The organism is Flavobacterium sp. ov086 (genome assembly GCF_900187965.1).
Classification (GTDB): Bacteria; Bacteroidota; Bacteroidia; order Flavobacteriales; family Flavobacteriaceae; genus Flavobacterium.
The window spans coordinates 218,592-242,535 of sequence record NZ_FZNL01000001.1 but is presented as its reverse complement, the minus strand read 5'-3'; the positions used below and the strand labels follow the sequence as shown (position 1 = coordinate 242,535).

At 31.1% G+C, this 23,944-nt stretch carries 27 protein-coding genes and 1 pseudogene; 17 read left to right on the top strand and 11 right to left on the bottom strand.

The window, feature by feature from the left end; translation table 11 throughout:
* The first annotated feature begins 186 nt into the window (after positions 1-186).
* From CHB81_RS01080 to CHB81_RS01045, 8 genes are all read left to right on the top strand, one after another.
* Positions 187-1,602 (top strand): hypothetical protein, encoded by a 1,416-nt coding sequence (locus tag CHB81_RS01080; RefSeq protein WP_089350039.1) that lies wholly within the window; start codon positions 187-189, stop codon positions 1,600-1,602.
* A gap of 6 nt (positions 1,603-1,608) precedes the next feature.
* Positions 1,609-2,211, top strand: a complete 603-nt coding sequence (locus tag CHB81_RS01075; protein WP_089350038.1) for a hypothetical protein — start codon at positions 1,609-1,611, stop codon at positions 2,209-2,211.
* 299 nt (positions 2,212-2,510) lie between these two features.
* Positions 2,511-3,089, top strand: a complete 579-nt coding sequence (locus tag CHB81_RS01070) for a hypothetical protein (RefSeq protein ID WP_089350037.1) — start codon at positions 2,511-2,513, stop codon at positions 3,087-3,089.
* A 326-nt stretch (positions 3,090-3,415) separates the two neighbouring features.
* Positions 3,416-4,009, top strand: coding sequence for a hypothetical protein (locus tag CHB81_RS01065; RefSeq protein ID WP_089350036.1), 594 nt, complete (start codon positions 3,416-3,418; stop codon positions 4,007-4,009).
* A gap of 65 nt (positions 4,010-4,074) precedes the next feature.
* Positions 4,075-4,656, top strand: a complete 582-nt coding sequence (locus tag CHB81_RS01060; RefSeq protein ID WP_089350035.1) for a hypothetical protein — start codon at positions 4,075-4,077, stop codon at positions 4,654-4,656.
* A gap of 62 nt (positions 4,657-4,718) precedes the next feature.
* Positions 4,719-5,135, top strand: a complete 417-nt coding sequence (locus CHB81_RS01055; protein ID WP_089350034.1) for a hypothetical protein — start codon at positions 4,719-4,721, stop codon at positions 5,133-5,135.
* A gap of 84 nt (positions 5,136-5,219) precedes the next feature.
* Positions 5,220-5,660, top strand: coding sequence for a hypothetical protein (locus CHB81_RS01050; protein WP_089350033.1), 441 nt, complete (start codon positions 5,220-5,222; stop codon positions 5,658-5,660).
* 18 nt (positions 5,661-5,678) lie between these two features.
* Positions 5,679-6,269: a hypothetical protein gene (locus CHB81_RS01045; protein ID WP_089350267.1), complete on the top strand. Its 591-nt coding sequence runs from the start codon at positions 5,679-5,681 to the stop codon at positions 6,267-6,269.
* A 16-nt stretch (positions 6,270-6,285) separates the two neighbouring features.
* On the opposite strand, the pseudogene CHB81_RS01040 reads toward CHB81_RS01045, so the two are convergent.
* A pseudogene (locus CHB81_RS01040) lies at positions 6,286-6,378 on the bottom strand (transcriptional regulator); the annotation flags it as partial.
* An 81-nt stretch (positions 6,379-6,459) separates the two neighbouring features.
* Positions 6,460-7,941, bottom strand: coding sequence for an ATP-binding protein (locus CHB81_RS01035; RefSeq protein WP_254920918.1), 1,482 nt, complete (start codon positions 7,939-7,941; stop codon positions 6,460-6,462).
* A 615-nt stretch (positions 7,942-8,556) separates the two neighbouring features.
* Here CHB81_RS01035 and CHB81_RS01030 point away from each other — a divergent pair.
* Entirely contained in the window at positions 8,557-8,742 is a 186-nt protein-coding gene (locus CHB81_RS01030) for a tetratricopeptide repeat protein (protein WP_089350032.1), read from the top strand.
* A 59-nt stretch (positions 8,743-8,801) separates the two neighbouring features.
* On the opposite strand, the gene CHB81_RS01025 is transcribed toward CHB81_RS01030, so the two are convergent.
* The 6 genes from CHB81_RS01025 to CHB81_RS01005 form a co-directional block, all read right to left on the bottom strand.
* Positions 8,802-9,308 carry an N-acetyltransferase gene (locus CHB81_RS01025; RefSeq protein WP_089350031.1) on the bottom strand — a complete coding sequence of 169 codons (507 nt, stop codon included), beginning with the start codon at positions 9,306-9,308 and terminating at the stop codon, positions 8,802-8,804.
* An 81-nt stretch (positions 9,309-9,389) separates the two neighbouring features.
* Positions 9,390-10,349: a nitrilase family protein gene (locus tag CHB81_RS01020; RefSeq protein ID WP_089350030.1), complete on the bottom strand. Its 960-nt coding sequence runs from the start codon at positions 10,347-10,349 to the stop codon at positions 9,390-9,392.
* 324 nt (positions 10,350-10,673) lie between these two features.
* Positions 10,674-10,940, bottom strand: coding sequence for a helix-turn-helix domain-containing protein (locus tag CHB81_RS27085; RefSeq protein WP_254920917.1), 267 nt, complete (start codon positions 10,938-10,940; stop codon positions 10,674-10,676).
* A gap of 38 nt (positions 10,941-10,978) precedes the next feature.
* Positions 10,979-11,500, bottom strand: a complete 522-nt coding sequence (locus tag CHB81_RS27080) for a DUF6597 domain-containing transcriptional factor (protein ID WP_254920916.1) — start codon at positions 11,498-11,500, stop codon at positions 10,979-10,981.
* 51 nt (positions 11,501-11,551) lie between these two features.
* Positions 11,552-11,980, bottom strand: coding sequence for a hypothetical protein (locus CHB81_RS01010; protein ID WP_089350029.1), 429 nt, complete (start codon positions 11,978-11,980; stop codon positions 11,552-11,554).
* Positions 11,981-12,049: 69 nt separating this feature from the next.
* On the bottom strand, positions 12,050-12,823 hold the full coding sequence (locus tag CHB81_RS01005) for a helix-turn-helix domain-containing protein (protein WP_089350028.1): 774 nt from the start codon (positions 12,821-12,823) through the stop codon (positions 12,050-12,052).
* Between the two features lie 175 nt (positions 12,824-12,998).
* On the opposite strand from CHB81_RS01005, the gene CHB81_RS01000 reads away from it, so the two are divergent.
* The 7 genes from CHB81_RS01000 to CHB81_RS00970 are packed head-to-tail and all read left to right on the top strand — an operon-like array spanning position 12,999 to position 19,126.
* Positions 12,999-13,361 (top strand): S-adenosylmethionine decarboxylase family protein, encoded by a 363-nt coding sequence (locus CHB81_RS01000; protein WP_089350027.1) that lies wholly within the window; start codon positions 12,999-13,001, stop codon positions 13,359-13,361.
* Between the two features lie 3 nt (positions 13,362-13,364).
* Positions 13,365-14,594 (top strand): DUF4178 domain-containing protein, encoded by a 1,230-nt coding sequence (locus tag CHB81_RS00995; protein ID WP_089350026.1) that lies wholly within the window; start codon positions 13,365-13,367, stop codon positions 14,592-14,594.
* A gap of 6 nt (positions 14,595-14,600) precedes the next feature.
* A complete protein-coding gene (locus CHB81_RS00990; protein WP_089350025.1) occupies positions 14,601-14,783 on the top strand; it encodes a hypothetical protein in 183 nt (60 codons plus the stop codon).
* An 11-nt stretch (positions 14,784-14,794) separates the two neighbouring features.
* Positions 14,795-15,010, top strand: coding sequence for a DUF350 domain-containing protein (locus tag CHB81_RS00985; RefSeq protein WP_089350024.1), 216 nt, complete (start codon positions 14,795-14,797; stop codon positions 15,008-15,010).
* A complete protein-coding gene (locus CHB81_RS00980; protein WP_089350023.1) occupies positions 15,003-16,523 on the top strand; it encodes a polyamine aminopropyltransferase in 1,521 nt (506 codons plus the stop codon). Before CHB81_RS00985 ends, CHB81_RS00980 begins: the two co-directional genes overlap by 8 nt.
* Entirely contained in the window at positions 16,498-18,126 is a 1,629-nt protein-coding gene (locus CHB81_RS00975; protein ID WP_089350022.1) for an NAD(P)-binding protein, read from the top strand. Before CHB81_RS00980 ends, CHB81_RS00975 begins: the two co-directional genes overlap by 26 nt.
* Positions 18,104-19,126: a hypothetical protein gene (locus tag CHB81_RS00970; protein ID WP_089350021.1), complete on the top strand. Its 1,023-nt coding sequence runs from the start codon at positions 18,104-18,106 to the stop codon at positions 19,124-19,126. The genes CHB81_RS00975 and CHB81_RS00970 overlap by 23 nt, the downstream gene beginning before the upstream one ends.
* Here the strand turns inward: CHB81_RS00970 and CHB81_RS00965 are convergent.
* From CHB81_RS00965 to CHB81_RS00955, 3 genes are all read right to left on the bottom strand, one after another.
* Positions 19,123-19,878: an SGNH/GDSL hydrolase family protein gene (locus CHB81_RS00965; RefSeq protein WP_089350020.1), complete on the bottom strand. Its 756-nt coding sequence runs from the start codon at positions 19,876-19,878 to the stop codon at positions 19,123-19,125. The genes CHB81_RS00970 and CHB81_RS00965 overlap by 4 nt on opposite strands.
* A gap of 67 nt (positions 19,879-19,945) precedes the next feature.
* Positions 19,946-20,728: a DUF3050 domain-containing protein gene (locus tag CHB81_RS00960; protein WP_089350019.1), complete on the bottom strand. Its 783-nt coding sequence runs from the start codon at positions 20,726-20,728 to the stop codon at positions 19,946-19,948.
* Between the two features lie 87 nt (positions 20,729-20,815).
* Entirely contained in the window at positions 20,816-21,994 is a 1,179-nt protein-coding gene (locus tag CHB81_RS00955; protein ID WP_089350018.1) for an acyl-CoA dehydrogenase family protein, read from the bottom strand.
* A 166-nt stretch (positions 21,995-22,160) separates the two neighbouring features.
* On the opposite strand from CHB81_RS00955, the gene CHB81_RS00950 reads away from it, so the two are divergent.
* Positions 22,161-23,924 carry a helix-turn-helix domain-containing protein gene (locus CHB81_RS00950; RefSeq protein WP_089350017.1) on the top strand — a complete coding sequence of 588 codons (1,764 nt, stop codon included), beginning with the start codon at positions 22,161-22,163 and terminating at the stop codon, positions 23,922-23,924.
* The last annotated feature ends 20 nt before the right edge of the window (positions 23,925-23,944 follow it).

Here is a 23,944-nt window from a genome sequence, read left to right as displayed (position 1 = left end):
TTTCGGGGTTTTTTTATTGACTTTTTCCAATTACCAAATCAGTACAAACTAATTAATATTGATAGTCAATAGATTGTAGTGCGTTTGTCTATTTTTTTAAATTTAGTAAGAAATATCTAAAAGGTTGTTTTTAAATATCTAAAATGTATACTTTTGGTTTTCGAAAGAAAAAACTGAAATATAACCATGAGAACTACCAAACTGGAGAAATTAAAAATAACAAAAAGAATATTTCTTTTTGTTTTAACATTGGCACTAACCAATTGTCAGGATAGTGAAAATTCAACAGAACAGGAACAAAGCAGGATTAAGACCGTAAGTATCAATGATGCTAAAACATTCTTAACAAGATCAACTAATAATCCTACGGCTAAATTAGCAAGTAATGAAATAGGCGATCTTGAATTTGATAAAGCAACACTTGAAAAATTAAATGGAAGCGATCAGTTATTGACCGTAATCCCTTTTGCAACAAATAACGAAGTTCGAAATGATCGTGTTTTGGTAGTGAAGATAGATGATGAAATTAGAAGTGTTATTCTTAGTATGCAACCTGAGGAGAATTCTACTCAAGATCATTTTTCTGGAAAAGTGTTTATTTACTCCCTTGAGGGTGATTTTATTACTGGGTACGGAGCAAAAGATGGAATTTATATAGGTCAATATCTAAAGGAAAAGAGTAATTCAAAAACAAGTAAAAATCCTCAGGACGGAGAAGGAGGAGTACTTATTATAAATTATTACAAAAAACCCGTAAATGCCGTAAATGCTACTGATTGGGACGCGATATGGGGAAGTGCAGGTTCAAGTATGGGTTGGACTCCTGTGGGTGGTGTATCAGGAGTGACTTGGGATGCTACAGGTGGCGGTGGCGGTAGTGGTATTACAGCACCAACAAATGATCAAATTATAGCAGCACTAGAAAAGCAAATTGACGGTACTGCGCTAGATCCTTGTCCTAAAGCTGTTTTAGAACAGTTAAAAAATGCAACAAATTGTGATATAGCAAATATTCTAACTAAACTGAATGCAAACAAAACATATAATGTAAAAGTTACTTCTGGAAATTCAGGAAATGTGCCTGCATCTACTGTACGAACTAGTAACAATAATTATAGCATAATTTTAAGTAATGATAGTTATACTTCTTCCTCTCAATTATTCAAAGCTTCTATTTTGCTTCATGAGATAGGACACGCTTTTTTTATGAGTTTAGTGGATGATTATACCGCATCGAAAAATCCAGCAGTTTTTGGTGAGTTTCCAACGCTTTTTCAGAAGTATGTAGATACAAAATACCCAGGAAGTAAGGAAGATGCTCAACATGAAGAAATGGCAAATACTTATGTAAATTCAATAGGAGCAGCATTGCAAGAATTTCAGACGGGAGTTCCTGTAAAGAATGGAGTACCCCCTAACCAGATTTATACTGATTTAGCATGGGGAGGCTTAAGAGATGCGCCAATATTTGACAAGAAGTTTCCACAAGGAACTGCTGAAAGATTAAGAATTGATAATAGATTGGCTTCTGAACAAACTAGTCACACAGTAGGAGCAGGTACTCCGCAAGAACAAACCCCGATAGGTAAACCTTGTAATTAAACGTATATGAAAAAAATATTGTATATATTTATTGTTTCTCAATTTTTATTTAATTGTTCAATAAATAAGGATAAGCAAGCTCCTATTAATGATTATATGTCTAGTTTAAATTTGAAAGAATCAGATAAAATTATGATTATTCAAGAAAAAATTAATAATAATGTGACAATTGATATCTTTAAGGGAAAGACTTATTTTGAGCCCCAAACCAATAAGTACGAAAGAAATGAAGGAGTTGATAAACCTTTATTTGACGAAAAAAATTGGGAGAAAATGAAGTTTAAATATGAAGATAAATACATTAAAGATTATTGGATTAAGGGTATTTATTGGACTTTAAACGATTTCAAGCATCAGAATATCATTTTTATAAAACAGGAAAAATTTCCTAATCCCGGGAAGTATGAAAAGTTTGATTTTCAAGAAAATTACAAAGTTTTCTCTTTCTCAGATCCAATTTATTATAAGAATAATAAATATGCTGTTTTTTCGATAAAATCAACTACAACTGACTATAAAAATATTGATGAAACTTCAATATTAATTATGGTTAAAATCAAAGACAAGTGGACTGTTATTGAAAAAGTCGGGAATGGAATATATCAATAAAATTTTAATAAATCTAGTTTATTTATTCTTCCACCTAGGAATATATGTACTTATAGCTACCCAGACCCCACACGAATCCTTTCATGTGACACAAAGTGAATAAACAAAGAATTAAAACCCTACTAAGAAAAAGCTTCAGAGAAATCTGAAGCTTTTTCTTAGTAGCGAGACTTAATGAAGCTTACATTTTCAATAAAAACTATCCTAAGGATCTCAAATAACTATTTGACTGAGAAAAACAACGGTAGTAATGACCCTGCGTATACTCCAAAAGGAAAATCTTGCAAATAATTGAAATTATGAAAAAAATAATATGGTTAATTTTGGTTACAACTTTTATTTCCTGTTCATCATCAAAAACAGAAATGAAAGTAATAAATGATTTTTTAAATAAAGAATTAAAAACAGATAAATCTAGTGTTGTTTTAGTTGAAGAATCGTTACCTAAAATTAAAGCTTTGCAATATTATGAAAATGCTTACAATGAACGAAATCTTTATGAAGGTGAAATACGTTTTGCGCCAAATGGATACCCTCCATACACTTGGGAAATCGATTCAATAGAAATAGCTGTTTTAAAAAAAGAAGTTTTAAAGGATACAATTACATATCATTGGAAAGAGTCAGATTTTAAAGACCAAAAATTAAAAATTATACCTTACAAAACAATTAAAAAGCGAGGAAGCCGTCAATTAGGAGAAAATGGAATTTATTTATCAAAACCTTTAATAACTACAGATAAAAAACATGCATTTTTATTTTATAGGTCTTTTGCGGTTGAGATAGGCTTTTCTGATGAAAAAGCGGTATTGTTAAAAAAAGTAAATGGTATTTGGGTAGAATTGAATCATTACAATAACGTTATGGAAATCAATTAAAATGTAAAAGAAAGCTTTAAGACAATTATTGGAAGAAGTGAAGAAATAGCACATTTTTAAGGTCCAGATCCCGCACGAATCCTTTCGTGTGACACAAAGTGAATAGACAAAGAATTAAAACCATACTAAGAAAAAGCTTCAGTTTTCTCTGAAGCTTTTTCTTAGTACCGGAGTGGTCTTAATGAAACTTACATTTTCAATAAAAACTATAAAGACAGTTTAATAATCTTCGCTAGAATTAATACAGAACAAACAGGAAATGCTGTTGGATATAGTACCGGACAGCCTCAAAACCCAATTGGTAAACCTTGTAATTAATTTTTACTATGAAAAAAATTAAATATTTGTTTTTGATTATTTTATACTGTAGCTGCTCAGTTACAAAAAATAATAATGCTCCAATAAATGATTATTTGGAATCTCAAAAACTAGGGGATCAAAAAGTAATGATTATTCAAGAAAAAATAAATAACAATACTACCATTGATATTTTTAAAGGTAAATTTTATTTTGAGCCGTTATCAAATAAATACGAACGTGATGAAGGTATACAAGAACCATTATATGATAAGGCAAAATGGGGAAAAATGAAATCAAAATATGAAAGTAAGTATATTACAGATTTTTGGATTCGGAATAATAATTGGACTTCTAAAGATTTTAAACTTCAAAATATTCTGTTTTTTGAACGTGCTAAGTTTCCGAATCCAGGAAAATATGAAAAATTTGGTTTTGAAGATTATTATACTGTTTTTTCCTTTTCTGATCCGATATATTATGATAAAAAATATGCTGTTTTTACCTTGCAAAAAACAAATACAAACGATATGGTTCTTGGGAATACTTCGATATTAGTTTTAGAAAAAAAGAATGGAAAATGGGTGGTTATAGAAGGAGCTGTAAATGGTATATATAATTAAATACCAGCAATTTAATATTCAGCAATTATAACATCAAGAAAAAATATATCATTCTATTAATAATTTTGAATTTATCAATATATGGATGTTCTTCTTCCAAAGAAAGCTTACAATCTCCTGTAAATATATATGTAAGTTCCAGAATTAAAAACAATGACACTATCATTGTCATTGCAAATAAAATAAATAATAATTATGCAATAGAACTTTTTAAAACAAGATCTCTTATTCCAGTAACTGCGAATACCCTTGAGAATAGCATTCTTTTAGAAGATCCGAAATTCAATGAAAAATATTGGAGTGTGATGGCTAAAAAATATCACAATGATAAAACAAATGAAATTTGGTTAAAAAATGATTTTTGGAATCAAAATGATTTTAAAAATGTTAAAATTAAATTTATAAAAGAAGTTGATTTTCTTAAACCTTGGATTTATGATGAATATATGACGGAAAAAAAAGCTGAAGTTATTGTCTTCGCATTCTCTAATCCAATTTTTTATGAAAATGGTGGATATGCAATATTTGCAAAATCTGAAACTACTACTAAAAAACAATTTAATGAACCTACTTGTATAGTTATAATGAAAATGGAAAATAAAAAATGGAAATTCGTACAAGAAATAAATGACGGAAATTATTATTAAGAATTTTGTTGTAAATAAAAGATGATATTAGATTTTTGGCTAGTAACAAAAAACATCGAATCATGAAAATTATATTAAAAACATTCGCAATTCTATTTTTATTTATTGGCACTAGTTGTAGAGGACAACAAATGGTGCAAACACCTAGAGATATTTATAAATTAAAAGCAAATGAACAGCAATTTCTTAATAAACCATTGAAAAATCTTCTTAAAGAAATAAAACCTGAGATTAAAATTGCTTATGGAACATTAGATTATCCATCTTATTTTTCTTTTAGGTTCATTAGTCGAGAAGAAATGAGTCGTAAGACATTAAACGGGAATATTTTAGGACTCTATGTTTATGTAAAAGAAGATGTTAAAGAATGGAGTCATGGTACAAGACCAAAAGAAAAAGAGTTTACATGGACGAAAGAGGATGCGGAGAAATATGGTAACTTTACTGTAATTAGAATTAGGGTCAGTGGTAAAGATTAACAAAAATTACTCATAATCAAACAATAGAAAACAGAAAACAATTCCTGATTAGTAAAATAATCAGGGATATTTATTTTATTATAAATGAAAAAAATTATAACACCAATTTTATTGTTCATCGTATTAACAAGCTGCAAGGCCCAAACACCCGAAACAATTGTAAATAATTTTGTAAAATCAGTTTTTTTTGAAAAAAGTAAAGCGAAATTTATTGCTGATAATTATATGTACTTTGAATCAATTGATAATGCAAAATACACTATTGCTTATCGAGTAAAGATTCTCGATAAACATTTAAAAAAAATAAAAAAGGAAAAAAGTTCTTTAATAGATTCAGCTAATTATTCCATTATAGAATATAAGGATTATGAAGGAACTAAAGTTACTTTTAACAAATCACCAGATAGTATTTTTATTTTGGTTAGTAAAAATAATCCTGTAACGTATTTTTATTTATTAAATGATAAGATCTTTTCATTTGACTATATTCTTAAAGGAGATGAGGGACTGTTTATTACATACTAATTTAGTATGGTAAATATTATGAGATACTTAAAAAAAATATTTTTAGTTATTCCTTTTTTCATTTTATCGTGTTCTAGTAAACTATATATAGAAAGTTACGAACCAATAAACGCATTTTTAGATACGCAAAATTTGGATAAGAATAAAGAATATATCTTACAGAGTGATAAGGAATTAAATAAGCAAGCATTAAGAATTTTTAATGGTGAAGAAGGGAGTGAGCATATAATTGACCCTTATGGTCCTTTGGAATATAATACAGGAGGATTGTTTGTTGAGAAATACTGGAAAAAAATGTATACCGAATATGCCGGTGATACTCTAAAGAAGTATTGGAAAAAAGAAGATTTTCCTCATTACAATTTCATTTTAGAAAAAGGAATTGGTTTAACATTAAAAGGATCTTTTCTAACAAAGTATATGAACAGTAGAATTAATGAAATGATTATTCTTTCAGAACCAATGTATTACAGGAATAAAAAATACATTATGTTTTATTATCTAAAAGTATATTTTGATAGTAGCGGAACGTCTCAAGTTGTTATTATGAAAAAAGAGAACAATAAATGGGTTGTGGTTAAAATAGTTGGAGATTATATTTATAGCTAATTATCTAAACAACAAAAGCCTGTGCCAATGCTTCTTGTTTCATGTCTTTCAGTTCACGAATACGGCTTATTTTTCGCCCTATATGATATGGTTTGATTGTTGCGCTCATACATCAAAGGTATTTAAAATTTTTAGAGAAAAATAGCTTTTAGTAAAAAACAGACTTGCTTTTGTAAGATACGGTTTTCATTTATGCTACCGGAATATAAATATCAAATTTTGCCCCGTGATTCAATTTACCAGTTGCGGTAATAACCCCTTTATGGTTTTCTACAATTTTTTTCACAATCGTTAAACCAATTCCTGTTCCTTTGTATTCTGCTTTACTGTGAAGTTGCTGAAACATTTCGAAAATACGATTTTCAAATTGCGGATCAAATCCAATACCATTATCACTAACCGTAATGTGACAATAATCATTCTCTGATGGAAGATTTTTAGAATTGGGTTTCGTATACTGGCTTTCTATTGTAATATGCAACGCTACATCCAGCTTCGAAAACTTTAGTGAATTGCTTATTAAATTGCATATAAGCTGATCAAACTGAGAAGGAATTATAAAAGCTGTACAATTTCCTAATATTTCGATAACCGCTTTTTTAGATATTATTTCTTCATTTAAATCTTCCAGAACTTTATTTATAAGATGATTAAGATTCAAATTTTCAAATTTCTTTTCTGTAACATTCGTACGGGAATAAGTCAATAAATTATTTATAAGTGTTTGCATATGAGAAGCAGAAACTCCTATACGGTCGAAATAATATTTTCCTTTTTCTGTTAGATTCTGATGTTCATCTGTCGAAATACGATCTGAGAAAACCTGTATTTTTCGCAAAGGTTCCTGAAGATGGTGGCTGGATATATAGGTAAAAGCTTCCAATTCATTATTCGCAAGAACTAATTCGGCAGCGCGTTTTTCTTTTTCATCGTTCTGAAAAATAAGTTCTGTATTTGCAATAAGAAGTTCGGCGGCGCGTTTTTCTTTTTCTTGATTCTGATAAGCGAGTTCTGTATTTGCAATAAGAAGTTCAGCAGCGCGTTTTTCTTTTTCTTTATTTTGAAAGGTTAATTCTTTATTTGCAATAACAAGTTCGGCAGCACGATCTTCTTTCTCCTGATTCTGATAAGCGAGTTCTGTGTTTGCAATGAGTAATTCGGCAGCACGTTTTTCTTTTTCTTTATTCTGAAAGGTTAGTTCTTTATTGGCAATAACAAGTTCGGCAGCACGATCTTCTTTCTCCTGGTTTTGATAAGCGAGTTCTGTGTTTGCAATGAGTAATTCGGCAGCACGTTTTTCTTTTTCTTTATTCTGAAAGGTTAGCTCTTTATTAGCAACAGCAAGTTCGGCAGCGCGGTCTTCTTTTTCCTGATTCTGATAAGCAAGTTCCTTGTTAGCGATCACAAGTTCGGCGGCACGTTTTTCTTTTTCTTCGTTTTGATAGGCCAATTCAGTATTAGCAATAATTAATTCTGCGGCACGTTTTTCCTTTTCTTCATTTTGATAAGCCAGTTCCGCATTGGCAATAATTAACTCTGCGGCACGCTTTTTCCGTTCTTCTATTTGTTGCGCCAACCTTTTGTTAACGAGTAGCAATTCGTCATTATGATTTGCTTTAGCCCGTTCTGGAAAAGTGGTATTTTCAGGTTGAATAATCTTTTTTTTGCTCATGATTTCCAGCGCATTTATTCAAATATAATCTAACTGGATTTAATCGCTTTGTTTTGAATCTAATAAGTGAAAATATAATCGATAAATAACGCTAATGCTCAGGATCTTTATTTTGTAAAAATAAGTTTTTTCTTATTTTTTTAAAATAGTTAAGGTTTTTGTTAAAAATTTATATTTAAGAAAAACAGAGTATTAAACACCATTTTTGCTGGGATTATATAATTTTTTCGATTTTACTTCTGAACTTAATTTCAAAAACAATGTAGCATTTTTAGTTTATCATCGTCTTGATTTAAAATGCTCGAATTGTCTGATTTGCAAAAATGGCCAAAAAAGTAAAAAGACTTAGCAAACAATCATCAATCAAAAAACGTCAATCACAATCATGAGAAATTTATTTTCCAAATCAGTAATAATACTTGTTTTAATAGGTTCAATGAGTTTTACAGTTAGTTCGCAAAAGCCAACAAATTAACGATAGTATCGATCTTTTTCTGAAAGAGAAAATGCAAAAACTCCATATTCCGGCGCTTCAGCTTGCCGTAGTTCAATACGTAAAATGAATTAAACGATTTTGGATACAAATTATTAGCAGAAAATAAACAGGCTAGCGCCTTGAAGATCTTCAAGTTAAATGTAGATCTTTATCCACAAAGCGGAAACACATATGATAGTTATGCCGAAACACTGGCTAGTTTGGGTAATAAAAAGGAGGCTATAAAAAATTATAAAAAAGCATTCCAATTGAATCCAAAAAATACAAATGCTCAGGAACAAGTAAAGAAACTGGAAAGTATATAAAACAATGTTTCTATTAAAAACAAAAACCCTTGTGAAATTTATTCACAAGGGTTTTTGTTTTAAAGCTTTATCTCAAACAAACTAAAAGAACCTTCTTTGTAATGTTCCGGTAATTCGCTTGTCCATTCGATTACGCTAATTCCTTTGTAGTCAAAACCGCAACTAGTGTAGTATTTGTTTATTCTTTCATTTCCGCTATGTGTATCAAGTCTAATGTATGATTTTCCGTTTTCTTTGGCGTATATTTTAACCCATTCAATGATTTTTTTGACATACGATTGTCCTCTGAATTTTGGATTCGTTGCAATACGATGCAAATAAACAGCGGGGTCTTTACTGGCTTCTTTCCAGATAATTAAATCATTAAAGGTTAGTACAAATGTACAGGCAACTTCATTTCCTTCTTTGATTATAAAATGACGATTTTCGGCAATTTCTGTTTCTATAAGAGCTCTTTCAAAACCTCTCCAGCTTTTATTGTTGACGGTTTTTTGATAAGACGTAGCTTCATTATAAATATCGAAAACAGCATCGATATCTTCATTTGTAGTTTTAAAAAATTCCATTATTGGGATGTATTCTGTAGATTAATCAATCCTGTAAAGATAAATTTTCAGAGGCTTAAAACGGAATGAATTGTAATACTTTTAACTTTTTTCAGCAGAGTTTAACCAAACTACATTTTGCTCTGATTGGTGATTTTGTCCAATAATATCGCGGTATAATTCTGGTCTTCTAGCTTTTATGTAGCGATTTCCTCCCGCCTGAATACATTTTTCAGGAGTAATTATTGCTGTTGCAAAAGAATCGTCAAAAGTTCGACATTCGGCCAGAATATCTCCAAAAGGATCAATAATCATCGAACAGCCATTTTTTAATTGATCGTCGTCCATACCAATCGGATTGGAGAAAACGGCATAAATTGCGTTGTCATAAGCTCTTGCAGGCAACCATTTCATTAACCAGTCACGACCTTTCATTCCGTCAAATTCTAATCTTAAAGAAGTTGGATCGGCTTCGCGGTTTTCCCAAAGCTGAGGTGCAACAAAACCAGCACCAGGTCGGGTCGAAGGCGTGCACATAGTAACGTGCGGCATAAAAATAATATTCGCTCCCAGAAGTTTTGTTGCTCTGACATTTTCAATAATATTGTTGTCGTAACAAATTAGAATTCCGCATTTCCAGCCTTTAATTTCAAAGATACAATATTGATCTCCCGGAGTTAAATATGGATTTATAAACGGATGAAGTTTTCGATATTTTGCAACCAAACCATTTTTGTCGACACAAACATAAGCTTTGAAAAGATTGTCGTTTTGATCCTTTTCAAAAAGACCGGCGAGAATTACAATATCATTGTTTTTGGCAATTTCGATAAGTTTTAGAATGCTTTCTCCAGTCGGAATAACTTCTGCCAAATCCAACATTTGTTCTTTCGATAAATGCCTTGCAAATGTATATCCGGTAATCGAACATTCATGAAACGAAATCACATCGCAACCTTCACTGGCAGCTTTTCGCGAAAGCGTTTCGATTACAGATAAGTTGTACTTTTTATCGCCACTTTTATTCTCAAACTGAGCGGTGGCTATTTTTAGATTTTCCATTTTTTGAAGCTATTAATTGGAATCAAAAGTAGCATTGGGAATATTCTATAAATTGTACAAAACCGACATTTAAGGGATCAATCCTAAAGTTGTGGAGAAACATTAAAAAATTATACTCCTAATTATTTTTTAACGCAGAGAACACAATCCCGATAGCTATCGGGATTCGCAGTGTTCACTAAGATTTAAGTTGTGCTTACAAAATCTAAGTCCGCAAAGCTTTGTGAACTTTGTGTTTTACTAAACTTAGCATATTTAAAAAACTTTGCGTTCTCCGTGGTAATTTTTTTTTTCTCTCTCTACAGTTTTTCTTATTGATTCCATTTAAGATATAGTAGCAGGAAGTGTTTTGATAAGATTGTTGGCTAATTTTCTACTATTGTACAAATATTCTGTTGGAGATATTCCAGTATGTTTTCTAAAATCTTTGATCAAATGCGATTGATCCGAGAATCCCGCATCATAACAAATACTTGTAAAATTTGCATCAACAGGTTTATCTTTTAATAACTTTAAAAAATGATGTAGCCTTACAACGTTGCCAAATTTCTTCGGGTTTAACCCAATAGATTCTTTAAATTTTCTTTCCAAATGTCTTTCAGTATAACCAGTATATTTAACCAATTGCGTCACAGAAAATGTCCTTTGTTTGAAATTATAAAATCTAATGAACTATTTATAATGACTTGATTTGTTTGTGATTTTTTAGAGATTTGATTTCTGAAAAACTGATTTAAAAGTTCAATTCTTGTTTGATTATTGCTTTGTTCAGATAATTTATCTTGTAGAATTTCTCCGTTTTTTCCAAATACAGCATCAATAGAAACAATAGCATCCAGAAACTCATTGGCAGGAATACCTAGCAATTGATGAATTCCGTTAGGCTGAAAAACGACAATGATTAAAGCGATTTCATCGTTAGAATAAATGTCTTTAAAACCATTGAGTTGTCCATATAAAAAAGAATTCGGCAAATAGTTTTTTACTTCGTAATTGCTGATTTCGGAAATAAGTTTACTCTTAAAAGAAAATACAACGCCAGTATTTCCATCAGAAAACAGTCGAAGTTTTTGAATATCAGTTGCCGCATTATCTAAAAAAAGATAATGTTTGATATAAGGCGATAATTCTTCTGATGGTGAAACTTGCATTGTTTAAATCTTAAAAAGCCAGCTTTTGCAAAATTAAGTATATTTTTTCGATTATGGTTTTGCAGATTCTTTGTAGATATTTCTATCCATCGTGATGTTTAATCTCGCAAACATTTCGGCAATATCAAAACCTTCTTTTTTATAGGAAGCTTGAACCGCTTCTTTTGCTTTTTTCAAAACAGCTTCATTTTCCCAAATGGCAATAGTCATAAAAATGAAATTTCCGTGTTCGTCAGTACGTTCATAAGCCTCGTCTTTTATGAAACCGTTTAAGTTTTTAATGAATTTTCTGTTGATGTTTACTCTTTCTAAAAATTCTTGTTTTGATTGTGCGGGAACGATAAATTTATCGATAAAAATTTGTTTCATGTTTTCTGATTTTTTGGTTTCTATTTGCGAATTAATGGTTGCTGATTGTGCATTTGTTTTAGAGCTAAACAATGCCAAAACGATAATTCCGATTAAAAGATGTGTTTTCATAATTCTTGATTTTTTGTTGATGTAAAATTCAAGATTATAGAAACCAATAAATTGTAAAAAATCATTGATTTACCAGAAAGAAGGGAATTTAAAAAATTCGGAAGGAGTTTGTCCTGTAAATAATTTGAAGTCTTTGTTGAAATGTGATTGGTCAAAATATCCGGCATCAAATGCAAGTTCGATAAGGTTTTGGCTGTTTTGTTTTTGATCAATAATCGATTTTATCCTAACCACATAACAAAACTGTTTGGGTGATGAACCGATTGTTTTTCGGAATCTTTTCTCGAAAGCATCCTGACTTATAAAAAGTGCATCTGCCAGATCTTTTATTTTAATAATGCCTTTTTTAGATTGAATTATAGCAATCGCAGCGGTGATTAACGCATCAGGTTTGTAATCGTGTAATCCTGACAAAAGGAATTGTTCTATTACGGCAATCCTTTGATTATTGGTTTTCGCTTCCGCCAAAAGTTCTTCTATAATTGCTATTTTTTGTTGTGGAAAAAAGTTGTCTAAAGAAACACTCTCTTCAAATAATTCATGAAGAGGTTCTTTAAAAAATGCTTTAGCTCCAACTTCGTTAAAATGAACAACAACTGTAGTCGTATTTTTTGAATAACCAATTAATCGCGCCGATTTCCGAATACCCGAAATTGCCGAAACGGGTAAACTATCATGGTTATTTCCTTTAATATAATTGACATTTCCTTTGCATCGAAAAGCAATTGTAAGCGCAGTACCCGGCAAAACCCGATTGACCAATTCATCTTCACTTTCGATAATTCGATAAGTTTTTATAAATGGTTTTAATTGTTCCGTTGGGGTAAAATCTACAATTGTCATTTCTTGCGTAGTTTGTTGACAGTAAAGATAATAAAAAGTGATTTTGCCGTAAATACCTGGCTTTTGAATGGTTACTTGAATAATAGTAATTTGACTTGCTGTAGGTCAAAACAGATTATTTGTGTTAAAATTATCCAATAAATATTATATATTTGAATCGTATATAAAATTTTTAATGGATTTACCCTCTTATTCGCCAGGCTTGCACAAGCTGGTTACTTTACATGTCGATGAAACTCAAAAGCTAACCAATAGTGATGGTTTTGTTGCTGTTACAAATTCAATTTTAGAGAAATATAATCTGGAAAAAGTAGGTGTTATTGTTCATGATTTTGACAATGATAGTTTTACGATTTCGTTTTGCCTCAAGGAATCTCATATTTGCATACACACCTGGCCGGAATATAATCAGCTTACTTTAGATGTTTATTTGTGTAATTATCAGCAGGATAATTCTCAAAAAGTAAGACAGGTTATGGCAGATTACGTCACTTATTTTGAAGGAACAATTATAAAAGATTTTGAAATTAATCGATAAGCTATGAGAGTTCCTTGTTATAATTGTGATACCGTTACTGAATTAGAAGTTGGTTTTGAAGTGGTGAATTTTGTTTGCCCAAATTGTCATAGTTCTTATTTATCAGATAGTGAAGGACAGTTTCGTTTAAAATCGAAGTTCAAACCCGAAGTAAATGATTTTTGCTTTAAAATTGGAGAAAAAGGCATTATTAAAGGAACAGAATATACTGTTACCGGCGCAGTAGTTAAAAAAGTTTCCCGAAGTTATCTTTGGACAGAATACATTCTGAAAAGCCCAAATGGTGATTTCGTTTACCTTTCTGAATCAGATGGGAATTGGATTTTTTTAACCGAAATGGAGGAAAAATTCGATGTAAAAAATCATCCTAAAGTTATAAGACATAATAACACCAATTTTGATCTATATGAATATTGTGATGTTGAAATAGAAAATGCCCAGGGATTTTTTGATTTTGTTTTACCGTCAAGAAAAATTCATATGGTCGAGTATATTCAGCCTCCATTAATGATTTCTATTGAAAAAATTAATGATGATGAAACGGCTTATCTTGGAGAATACATTACTAAAGGTGAAATTAAAAAAGGATTTCCAAATGCAAATTTACCATATCAAACGGGTGTAAATATTACTGAACCTTTTTATTTTGACATAACAAATACAGGGATAATATTTTGCATTTGTGCCTTAATGATCCTATTTTCAAATTGGTACATTTACAAAGATCAGACAGAACAAACGGTATTTAATAAGACGATTGCTTTTACTGATTTTAATAATAAGGAGTTTACAAGTGAATCATTTGTTATAAAGGGCGGTTCGGCTCCAATGAGTATCCACGTTTCAACAGATGTAAATAATTCATGGGCAAACGTTGATGTGGCACTTGTTGACGAAAAAACGAATGATGAAATTCATGCGAATAAAGATATTGAGTTTTATCACGGATATGAAAGTGGCGAAAGCTGGACAGAAGGAAGTTCATCTGAAGATTTTAATATTTGTGGTGTTAAAGAAGGAAAATATCATCTTTTAATTACGCCGGCGAAAGCGCCTGAGGATGCAAATAATAATATGATGAGTATAAGAGTAGTTTGGAACGAGCCTTCGAACCGAAATGCTTGGCTGACCATTATTTTTATGATTGTTGTTTTCATTTTGATACGATTTCTAAAATTAAATTTTGAGAAAAAAAGATGGGCGGATAGTTCCTATTCTCCTTATAGCGAATAATAGATTATGAAAAATATATCTGATTTTATAAAGAATAATTTAATCGCAGCAGCAATAGCATTGTTTTGCTTTGCAGCCTATTTGTATTTCGCTTATTCAGGAAACCGAATTTGTGATTGCGAAACAACAGAAAAATATAGTACTGCGTCAGGAAGTCGTAGTTCAGTTAACCATTTTTATCATAAATAAATCTCTAAAGTATGGATTTAATACATTTTCAGCCAATCGTTAATTCGATCATTTTTTCTCTTTTAGGAATCGTAATCTTAATAGTAGCTTATTTTATTGTCGAAAAAATTACTCCGGAGAATACCTGGAAAGAAGTGGTTCAAAAAAATAATATCGCTGTTGCAATTGTTCTTGCAGCATTTATCATTGGTATTTCAATGATTATTAGTGCCGCGATTCATGGGTAAAAAGTTTCTCAAGTTTGAATTTTTACTTCTATTTGCCGTATTTGTTATTGCGACTTGCGGGCTTGTATATGAGCTTGTTGCAGGAACTTTGGCGAGTTATTTATTAGGCGATTCAGTAAAACAATTTTCATTTATTATTGGAGTCTACCTGTTTTCAATGGGTATTGGCTCTTTTTTCTCTAAGTTTTTTCATAAAAATTTATTGAATACTTTCGTCGAGATCGAGATATTAGTTGGTTTGATTGGCGGTTTGAGTTCAGTAGTTTTGTTTTTATTATTCGAAAGTGTCGAGTACTTTCAGTTCATTTTATACTTACTGGTTTTTATAACAGGTTTTTTAGTTGGACTGGAAATTCCGTTACTAATGAATATTTTGAAGGATAAAGTCGAATTTCGGGATTTAGTTTCCAATGTTTTTACATTTGATTATATCGGGGCTTTATTAGCATCAATACTTTTTCCGTTGATTCTGGTTCCGAAATTAGGAATAATGGGAACTTCATTATTCTTCGGAATGATCAATATTAGTATTGCTATTGCTTTGTGTTTTCTTTTAAAGAGAGAATTGAAGAATAGTTATTTCTTGAAAACAAAAGCCATTTTTTCGTTTGCAATTTTGTTAGGTGTTTTTATTTTTTCAGATAAAATTTTGGCTTATTCAGAAGGGAAGCTTTATGGAGAAAATATTATTTACACCCATTCAACTCCCTATCAGCGCATTGTTTTAACGCATAATAAGAGCGATTACAGGCTTTATTTAAATAACAACCTACAATTTAGTTCTGCCGATGAATATCGTTATCATGAAGCCTTAGTTCATCCCGTAATGTCAATTGCTAAAAGTGTAAAACATGTTTTGGTTCTTGGCGGTGGAGATGGTCTGGCTGTGCGCGAAATTTTAAAATATAAAGAAGTTGAAAAAATTACACTGGTCGATTTAGATCAGGGAATGACAAAGCTGTTTAAAACCAATAAAGTATTAACAGATTTCAACAAAGGTTCGCTTAATAACCCAAAAGTTACCGTTATAAATACTGATGCTTATATATGGGCAAAAAGCTGCAAAGAAAAGTTTGATGTTGCGATTATAGATTTTCCGGATCCGTCAAATTATAGTTTAGGAAAGTTATATTCTTTAAATTTCTATCAAACCATAAAAAATATTCTACAACCGGATGCAGCAGTTGTGATTCAGACAACATCGCCTTATTTTGCTCCAAAATCATTTTGGTGTATCAACAAAACAGTAATGCAGGTTTTTCCTCAGGTTGATGCTTATCACGCTTATGTTCCTTCGTTTGGAGAGTGGGGCTATACTATTGCAATTAATGGTTTTGGAACCACTTTTAATAATGTGAATAGAAAAGCCCTGAGATTGAAATTCTACAATTATCAATTTGATAGATTCAATTATTTTACCAAAGATATGATCTCAAATGAAATTGAAATCAATCGATTAGACAATCAAATTTTAGTACGCTATTTCGATGAAGAATGGGGAAAATTACAGTAAATCAAGGCGCAGTTTTGTAAAAGGAATTGGAGCTTCTTTACTGTTGATTCCTTTTTTACAATTTTGTTCTGATAAAATCGTCCTTTTGCTGATTCGCCTTTCCGGAACAAATCATCTTTTGGGACATCGGCTTTGGGTTAAAGATTTCCCTAAACCAACAACTCAAATTCATATTTCTTATCTTATTGTTGGAGGCGGAATTTCAGGATTAAGTGCTGCCCGACAATTTCAGAAAAAAGGAATTTCTGATTTTCTTTTAATTGAATTAGAAGGACATTTAGGCGGGAATTCTTCCAATGGAGAAAATCAATATTCTAAATTTCCGCTAGGAGCACATTATTTACCACTTCCTAATTTTCAAGATAAAGAATTATTGCAATTTCTTGAAGAAGAGAAAATTATTTTAAGCTATGATCAAAAAGGATTTCCTGTTTTTGATGAATTACAATTGTCTTTTGCTCCCGATGAACGTTTGTTTTACAAAAATAATTGGCAAGACGGAGTTGTTCCTAAAGAAGGAAATTCAAAAGACGAAGATTTAGAATTTCAGCGTTTTTTTAAATTAATGGATACTTTTAGAGAAGGAAAAGGAAATGACGGGAAGTTTTTATTTGATATTCCGCTTCGTCTTTCTTCAGAAGATACTACAACTAGGAATTTAGATAAAATTACCATGAAAGAATGGTTTGAAACTAATAATTTCAAAGCAAAACCTTTGTTTGATTATATCGATTATTGCTGCAAAGATGATTTTGGACTTGGAATAGATTATGTTTCAGCTTGGGCTGGAATTCATTATTTCGCCGGAAGAAAACAAGATGCAACATCTGATAAAAAAGAAAGTGTATTAACCTGGCCTGAAGGAAACGCAAGATTGGCATCTCATCTAAAAAAATATACAGATCAAAAGACGTTAAAAAATCATTTGGTTTATGAAGTTAAAGTTGAAAACAATAAAGTTGTTGCAAAAGCATTTGACGATATTAAAAAAACTTCGGTAGAGATTATTGCAGACAAAGTTATAATGGCAACACCTCAGTTTGTCAATCAATATTTGATCAAAGACAGGAAAGAGTTCACAAAAGAGTTTCATTATACACCCTGGCTTTTGGCAAGTTTAACAGTAACAGATTTATCAGATAATTTCAGTTTTCCGCTTTCTTGGGATAATGTTATTTATGATGCAAAAGGATTGGGATATGTTTATGACCAACATCAGTCTTTGAAGCAAATTCAGACTAGAAAAGTAATCACATATTATTATAGTTTTTCTTCTTCAGATTTAAGAAAATCACGAAAAGAACTGTATAAAAAGAGTAAAGAATATTGGAAACAATTTGTTTTTGATGATCTTAAAATTGCACATCCTGATATTGAAGATTGTACGGAACAAATGGAAGTTTTTTTATTAGGTCACGGAATGGTAAGTCCTGCACCCGGATTTATTTTTGGAGAAGCAAAAAGACAAGCTTCAAAAAACATTCAAAATCGGATTTATTTTGCCCACACGGATTTGTCAGGAATCTCGATTTTTGAAGAAGCTTTTCATCATGGAATTAATGCAGTAAACCAAATTTTAGATGAAACAACCCTGGATTCATAAAGCCAAAACAGATTTGATTTTTATCATTGGACCGTCCTTTTTTGTGTTGGTATTCATTTTTTTGTTTCAAAAATATATTACCACAATTGAGAATAAGTATTCATTTTATACCTGGCTTTTTCTAATTGTTTTTATTGATGTTGCTCATGTTTATGCAACTTTATTTAAGACCTATTTTGTAACTGATGAGTTCAAAAAGAACAGAAAGAGATTATTGTTGTTGCCGGCAATTTGTTTTGCGATTGGCTTAGTTCTTTTTTCTTTTGGAAGTTTAATCTTTTGGTCATTTTTAGCCTATGTTGCCGTTTTTCACTTTATCAGACAACAATATGGTTTTATGCGATTGTATTCTAGAATCGAAGAAAAAACAAAGTTTTCTGTTGCTATAGATAATCTGGCAATTTATGCTTCAACGGGATATCCAATGTTGTATTGGTTTTTTTCTCCCGAAAGGAAATTTAATTGGTTTGTTGAGAATGAATTTTTTCGTTTTCAGAATGCATTTTTATTAGAAATACTCTTTTGGATCTATATAATCATTATGTTGGTTTATACGATCTATACAGGTTATAAAAGCATAACTCAACAGTTTTTTAATGTTCCCAAAAACGCTATTATTTTAGGAACTGAGCTTTCCTGGTATTTTGGAATTGTTTATTTTAATGACGATCTTATTTTTACTTTATTGAATGTCGTTTCTCATGGAATTCCATATATGGCTTTGGTTTATTTCCGAGAAATCGAAAACAAATCAAATATAGATTCGGGAGTTTTTAGTTATTTAAAAAGATATAATGCGATCCTTATTTATGTTTTAATTTTATTGGTAATCGCTTTTATGGAAGAATTTCTTTGGGAAGTTTTAGTTTGGAATGAAAATATCTCTCTAACAACTTTTGATTTTTCTTCGTGGCAGTTTTTAATAGTTCCGCTGTTAACTGTACCACAGTTTACACATTATTTATTAGACGGATTTATCTGGAAATCTAAAAAAGTTTAATCCTGCAAAGCCACTTTTACTTTTGGTAAAATACGCTCTGTAAATAAAGTGTATGCTTCTGCTGAAGGATGCAAACCATCATTAGCCACTAAGCTTGGCTTAATAAGGCCATTACGGGTAATATCAGTAATTGAAATAAAAACTATTCCATTTATGGTGCAGTAATTTTCAGCCAAAATATTATACTGATTTATTTCATTAGAGATTCTCGCACCTTGACCCTGCATTTGAATTGTTCCAAATGGTGTGTAAGCATAATCTGGAATCGATAAAACAATTACATTTTTTTTGTCACCTTTTGCGAGGGTAATTGCTTTGTTTACAAGTTCAGGGAATTCTTTTTCATAAATAGAAAAATCTCGTCCTTGATATTGGTTATTCACACCAATTAAAAGTGATACTAAATCATAATTAGAATCAGGATTTACACTATTTATTGCCGAGATTAAGTCTGAAGTTGTCCAGCCTGTTTGGGCAATTACTTTTAATGAAAAGTTAGTTTGTGGGTAAATTGCTTTTAAACTTGCTTTTAATTGTTCCGGATATCGGCAAGTTTCACAAACACTTTGACCAATAGTATAACTGTCGCCTAAGGCTAAATAATTTATAAAAGAGGGAAGAGGTTTAGTGGGAACTTCTGTTGTTGGAGGAATACCTGAAGGCGGTACTTCAGAAGACGAATCGTCGGTACTGCAGCTGAGTAGAAATATAGAGAGAACAATAGTAACTATTTGTTTGAAATGTGATTTCATAATTTGGACAAATTAAGTTTCGGGTCATTTTAAACAAATAGTTACGTTAAATAACTTGCTTTGGTTTTTAAACCATTTCTGTTTTCATTACGATTTCTTCTTCAATGGCATTCCAAAGTCCAATTCGTTTTTCTAAGGCAAGGATTGAAATTTCTTCTACTTCTTTCCATTTTTGAGCATCATCTTCACATAAATCTGTGATCATTTGCATCGCCATTGGTCCATGTTCGTCAGCGTCTAATTCTATATGTCTTTCAAAATAATAAAGCAATTTGCTTAAATCAGTATCAGGAAGGTTTTTTTGAAAGTTTTTCAATATTGCAGTAAACATACTCGGAATCAAATCTTCTCTTCCAAAAGTAAATGCGGCAGCAATTTCGTGTGGTTTTCCTTCTTCGATTACTCTAAAGGTAAAATCTAAAAATGCTTTTGTATTTGGATGTAATGAACTTTGTTTTATGGCAACAAAAATATTATGCAATGAATTTACCTGAGATAAAAATGAATTAATTCCGGTTGTATCAGCACCGCAATCTTCCATTGCTTCAAGATACATTTCATAATGACTTTGTCTTCTTCCGTCAATGCTTAAATCCGTTTCTTCGGCAAGAACAATCTCATTGATTAAATATCTTGTTTCAGGGTTTTTTGTAGCAAACCAAGGCGTTGTTGTACAAGTAAGTTTGGCTTGTAAAGCTTTTAATAATGACATAAAATCCCAAACTGCAAAAACATGTGTTTCCAGGAAACTATGTAAGTCGTCAATATTTTGAATTTTATTGTATAAAGAATGCTGTAAAAGTTGATCTTTTTGAGGTTGAATGCTATTGTTGATAGTTTCAATATTCATTTTCGTAAATTTTTTGCAAATATAAAAAGCTTCTCGGTTAGAAGAAGCTTTTTATATTGTTTTTGTATATATTTTAATAGTTGTTCGCTATTTAAATGCTGGAATTCCAGTAACATCCATTCCGGTTATTAGCAAATGAATGTCGTGAGTTCCTTCATAAGTTATCACACTTTCGAGATTCATCATGTGGCGCATAATCGAATATTCTCCGGTAATTCCCATTCCGCCCAGCATTTGTCTGGCTTCGCGTGCGATATGAATTGCCATGTCGACATTGTTACGTTTGGCCATCGAAATTTGAGATGTTGTTGCTCTTCCTTCATTTCTCAAAACACCTAAACGCCAGGTTAATAATTGTGCTTTTGTGATTTCGGTAATCATTTCTGCAAGTTTTTTCTGTTGCAATTGAGTTCCTCCAATTGGTTTTCCAAACTGGATTCTCTCTTTTGAATAGCGCAAAGCAGTATCATAACAGTCCATCGCCGCTCCAATAGCTCCCCATGCAATTCCATAACGTGCCGAATCTAAGCAACCAAGTGGTGCGCCTAAACCTGATTTGTTTGGTAACAGGTTTTCTTTAGGAACTTTTACGTTATCAAAAATCAATTCTCCGGTTGATGATGCACGAAGCGACCATTTATTATGTGTTTCAGGAGTTGTAAAACCTTTCATTCCACGTTCTACAATTAATCCGTGAATTCTACCTTTTTCATCTTTTGCCCAAACTATTGCAATATCGGCAAAAGGTGCATTAGAAATCCACATTTTGGCACCATTTAAAAGATAATGATCTCCCATATCTTTAAAATTGGTAATCATACTTCCGGGATCAGAACCGTGATCTGGTTCTGTTAAACCAAAACAACCCATGAATTCCCCTGTTGCCAATTTTGGCAAGTATTTCATTCGTTGTTCTTCGTTTCCGTATTTCCAAATAGGATACATTACAAGTGATGATTGAACAGATGAAGTAGATCTTACTCCTGAATCTCCTCTTTCAATTTCCTGCATGATTAAACCGTAAGAAATTTGGTCCAATCCAGCACCACCATATTCATGAGGAATATAAGGTCCGAAACCTCCAATTTCTCCAAGTCCTTTTATAATTTGCTTAGGGAATTCTGCTTTTTGAGCATATTCTTCAATGATAGGAGAAACTTCTCTTTTGACCCATGCGCGAGCAGATTCGCGAACCAATTTGTGTTCGTCTGTCAATAAATCGTCAAGGTTGTAATAATCCGGGGCTTGAAATAAATCTGGCTTCATTTTTTGATAGTTTAGCAAAAACAAATTTACGTAATATAAATATAACAAAACACCTATAAATTGTTATATTTTTTAAAACAAAAAGAAGAAAAATAGTAATAACAGGAATTAAATTTAGTTTATTGATAATTTATAAGCTATTTTTGAGTTTCCAAAAACAAATTAAATGAGGCTGATCATCTCTTTTTTACTCTTTTTTGTTCTGAATACCGCATTTGCACAAAAAAATGTATTGACAGAACAGGAGTATTCAACATTGCAGAATAAAATCCGACTTAATTTTAATGCAAATGTCGATAGTGCCATCGTATACGCTAATCAAATGGCAAAATCTAATGATTTTAAACATCAGGCATTTGCTAACGGATCATTAGCTTTTTCGCTGCAATTAAAAGGGAATACAAAAGAATCTCAGGAAAAATATAAGCTGGCGATTGATTATTTACGTAAAATACCAGAATCTAAAGATAAAAAGCAGCTAGAATCCTATATTGAGAATTTTGTAGGAAATGCCCAATGGAAAAAAGGTGATTTTAGTGAGGCTATTGAACATTATCGAAAAGGAATGAAGCTTTCTGTAGAGATAGGAGATATTCTGCAAACTGTCAAATTTAAGACTAATATTGCTGTGATTAATGAGGCAGTTGGTAATTATCAGCTTGCTATTAAAGATATAAGACAACTTGATGAGTTTATTGATAAAAATGAAAATCTATTTACGAAAGAAGATTTTTTAAATAGAAAGAGTAGTATAAATAGCAACTTGGCCAGTTCCTATGAAAGTTACTTCATGAAGAATAAAAGTAAAAAGTATCTGTTGGACTCAGCGGAATATTTTTACAAAAAAGCAATCACATATTCAAATAATAACCCTTACAATAAAATCAGTTCAAAACTAAGTTTAGGGAATGTCTATAATTTTAAGGGAGATTATAAAAATGCTGAGAAAACCTACTATGATGTTGTGTTCTTGTCACAGCAAAATGATAAAAAAGATTTGTTGTGTGTGGCAAATTATAATCTGGCAGATATTTATTTTTCTACCAAAAAATACGATAAAGCATTAGTTTTTTTTAAAAAATGCGACTCAATTGCTGCTTTAACAGATTTAAATCAACTTGATTTTTTAAAGTCTAATTATTATCAGGCTAAAATTTACAATATATTGAAAAGGCCAGAACTGGCTTATAAACATTCTCGAATTTATTTGGATAATTATGAGAAATTCGAAACAAAATTAAACGAGCAAGCATTAGAGGTAAACTACAAACAAGGAGTTGGCAATCTAACGGACGAAATGGTTACAATTGAGAAGAAATATAAAAATGATGTATTCTTAAATAGAGGATTGAAAGTTTTTTATGTACTTCTTTTTGTTGTAGTTGTGTTTTTATTGATTAAAAATATTAGAGATAAAAATAAAGCACATAAAAAAATGAATGCTTTAATCGAAGAATTTAAAGCAAATATTGAGAAGAGAAATAATCCTGAGTTTGAGCAAGAAGAAGTAGGAGCTATAGAAGAGTTTGTGCTTGAACCGGAAGAAATTCATCTTAAGAAGGAAAATGTCAATTTAAGTATTGATGAAGCCAAAGAAAATAAAATAGTAGAGAAGTTATTGGCTCTGGAAAGTAAGTTAGAGTATTTAAATGCTGATTTCACGTTGCCATATGTAGCAAAAAAAATTAAAACAAATACAACTTACCTGTCTTATGTTGTCAATAAGCGATTTGGTAAATCATTTGGAGAATACTCTAATGAGCTTAAAATAAATTATGTAATCAACGAGATGATTACTAATCATATGTATCGTAAATACTCTACACAGGCTATTGCAGAGAGTGTTGGTTTTAAAAATGCAGTTTCTTTTGCAAAATCATTTCGTAAAAGAACCGGAGTATCTCCAGCTCAGTTTGCAAGTAATATCTAATTTGGGAATATTGTAAACAA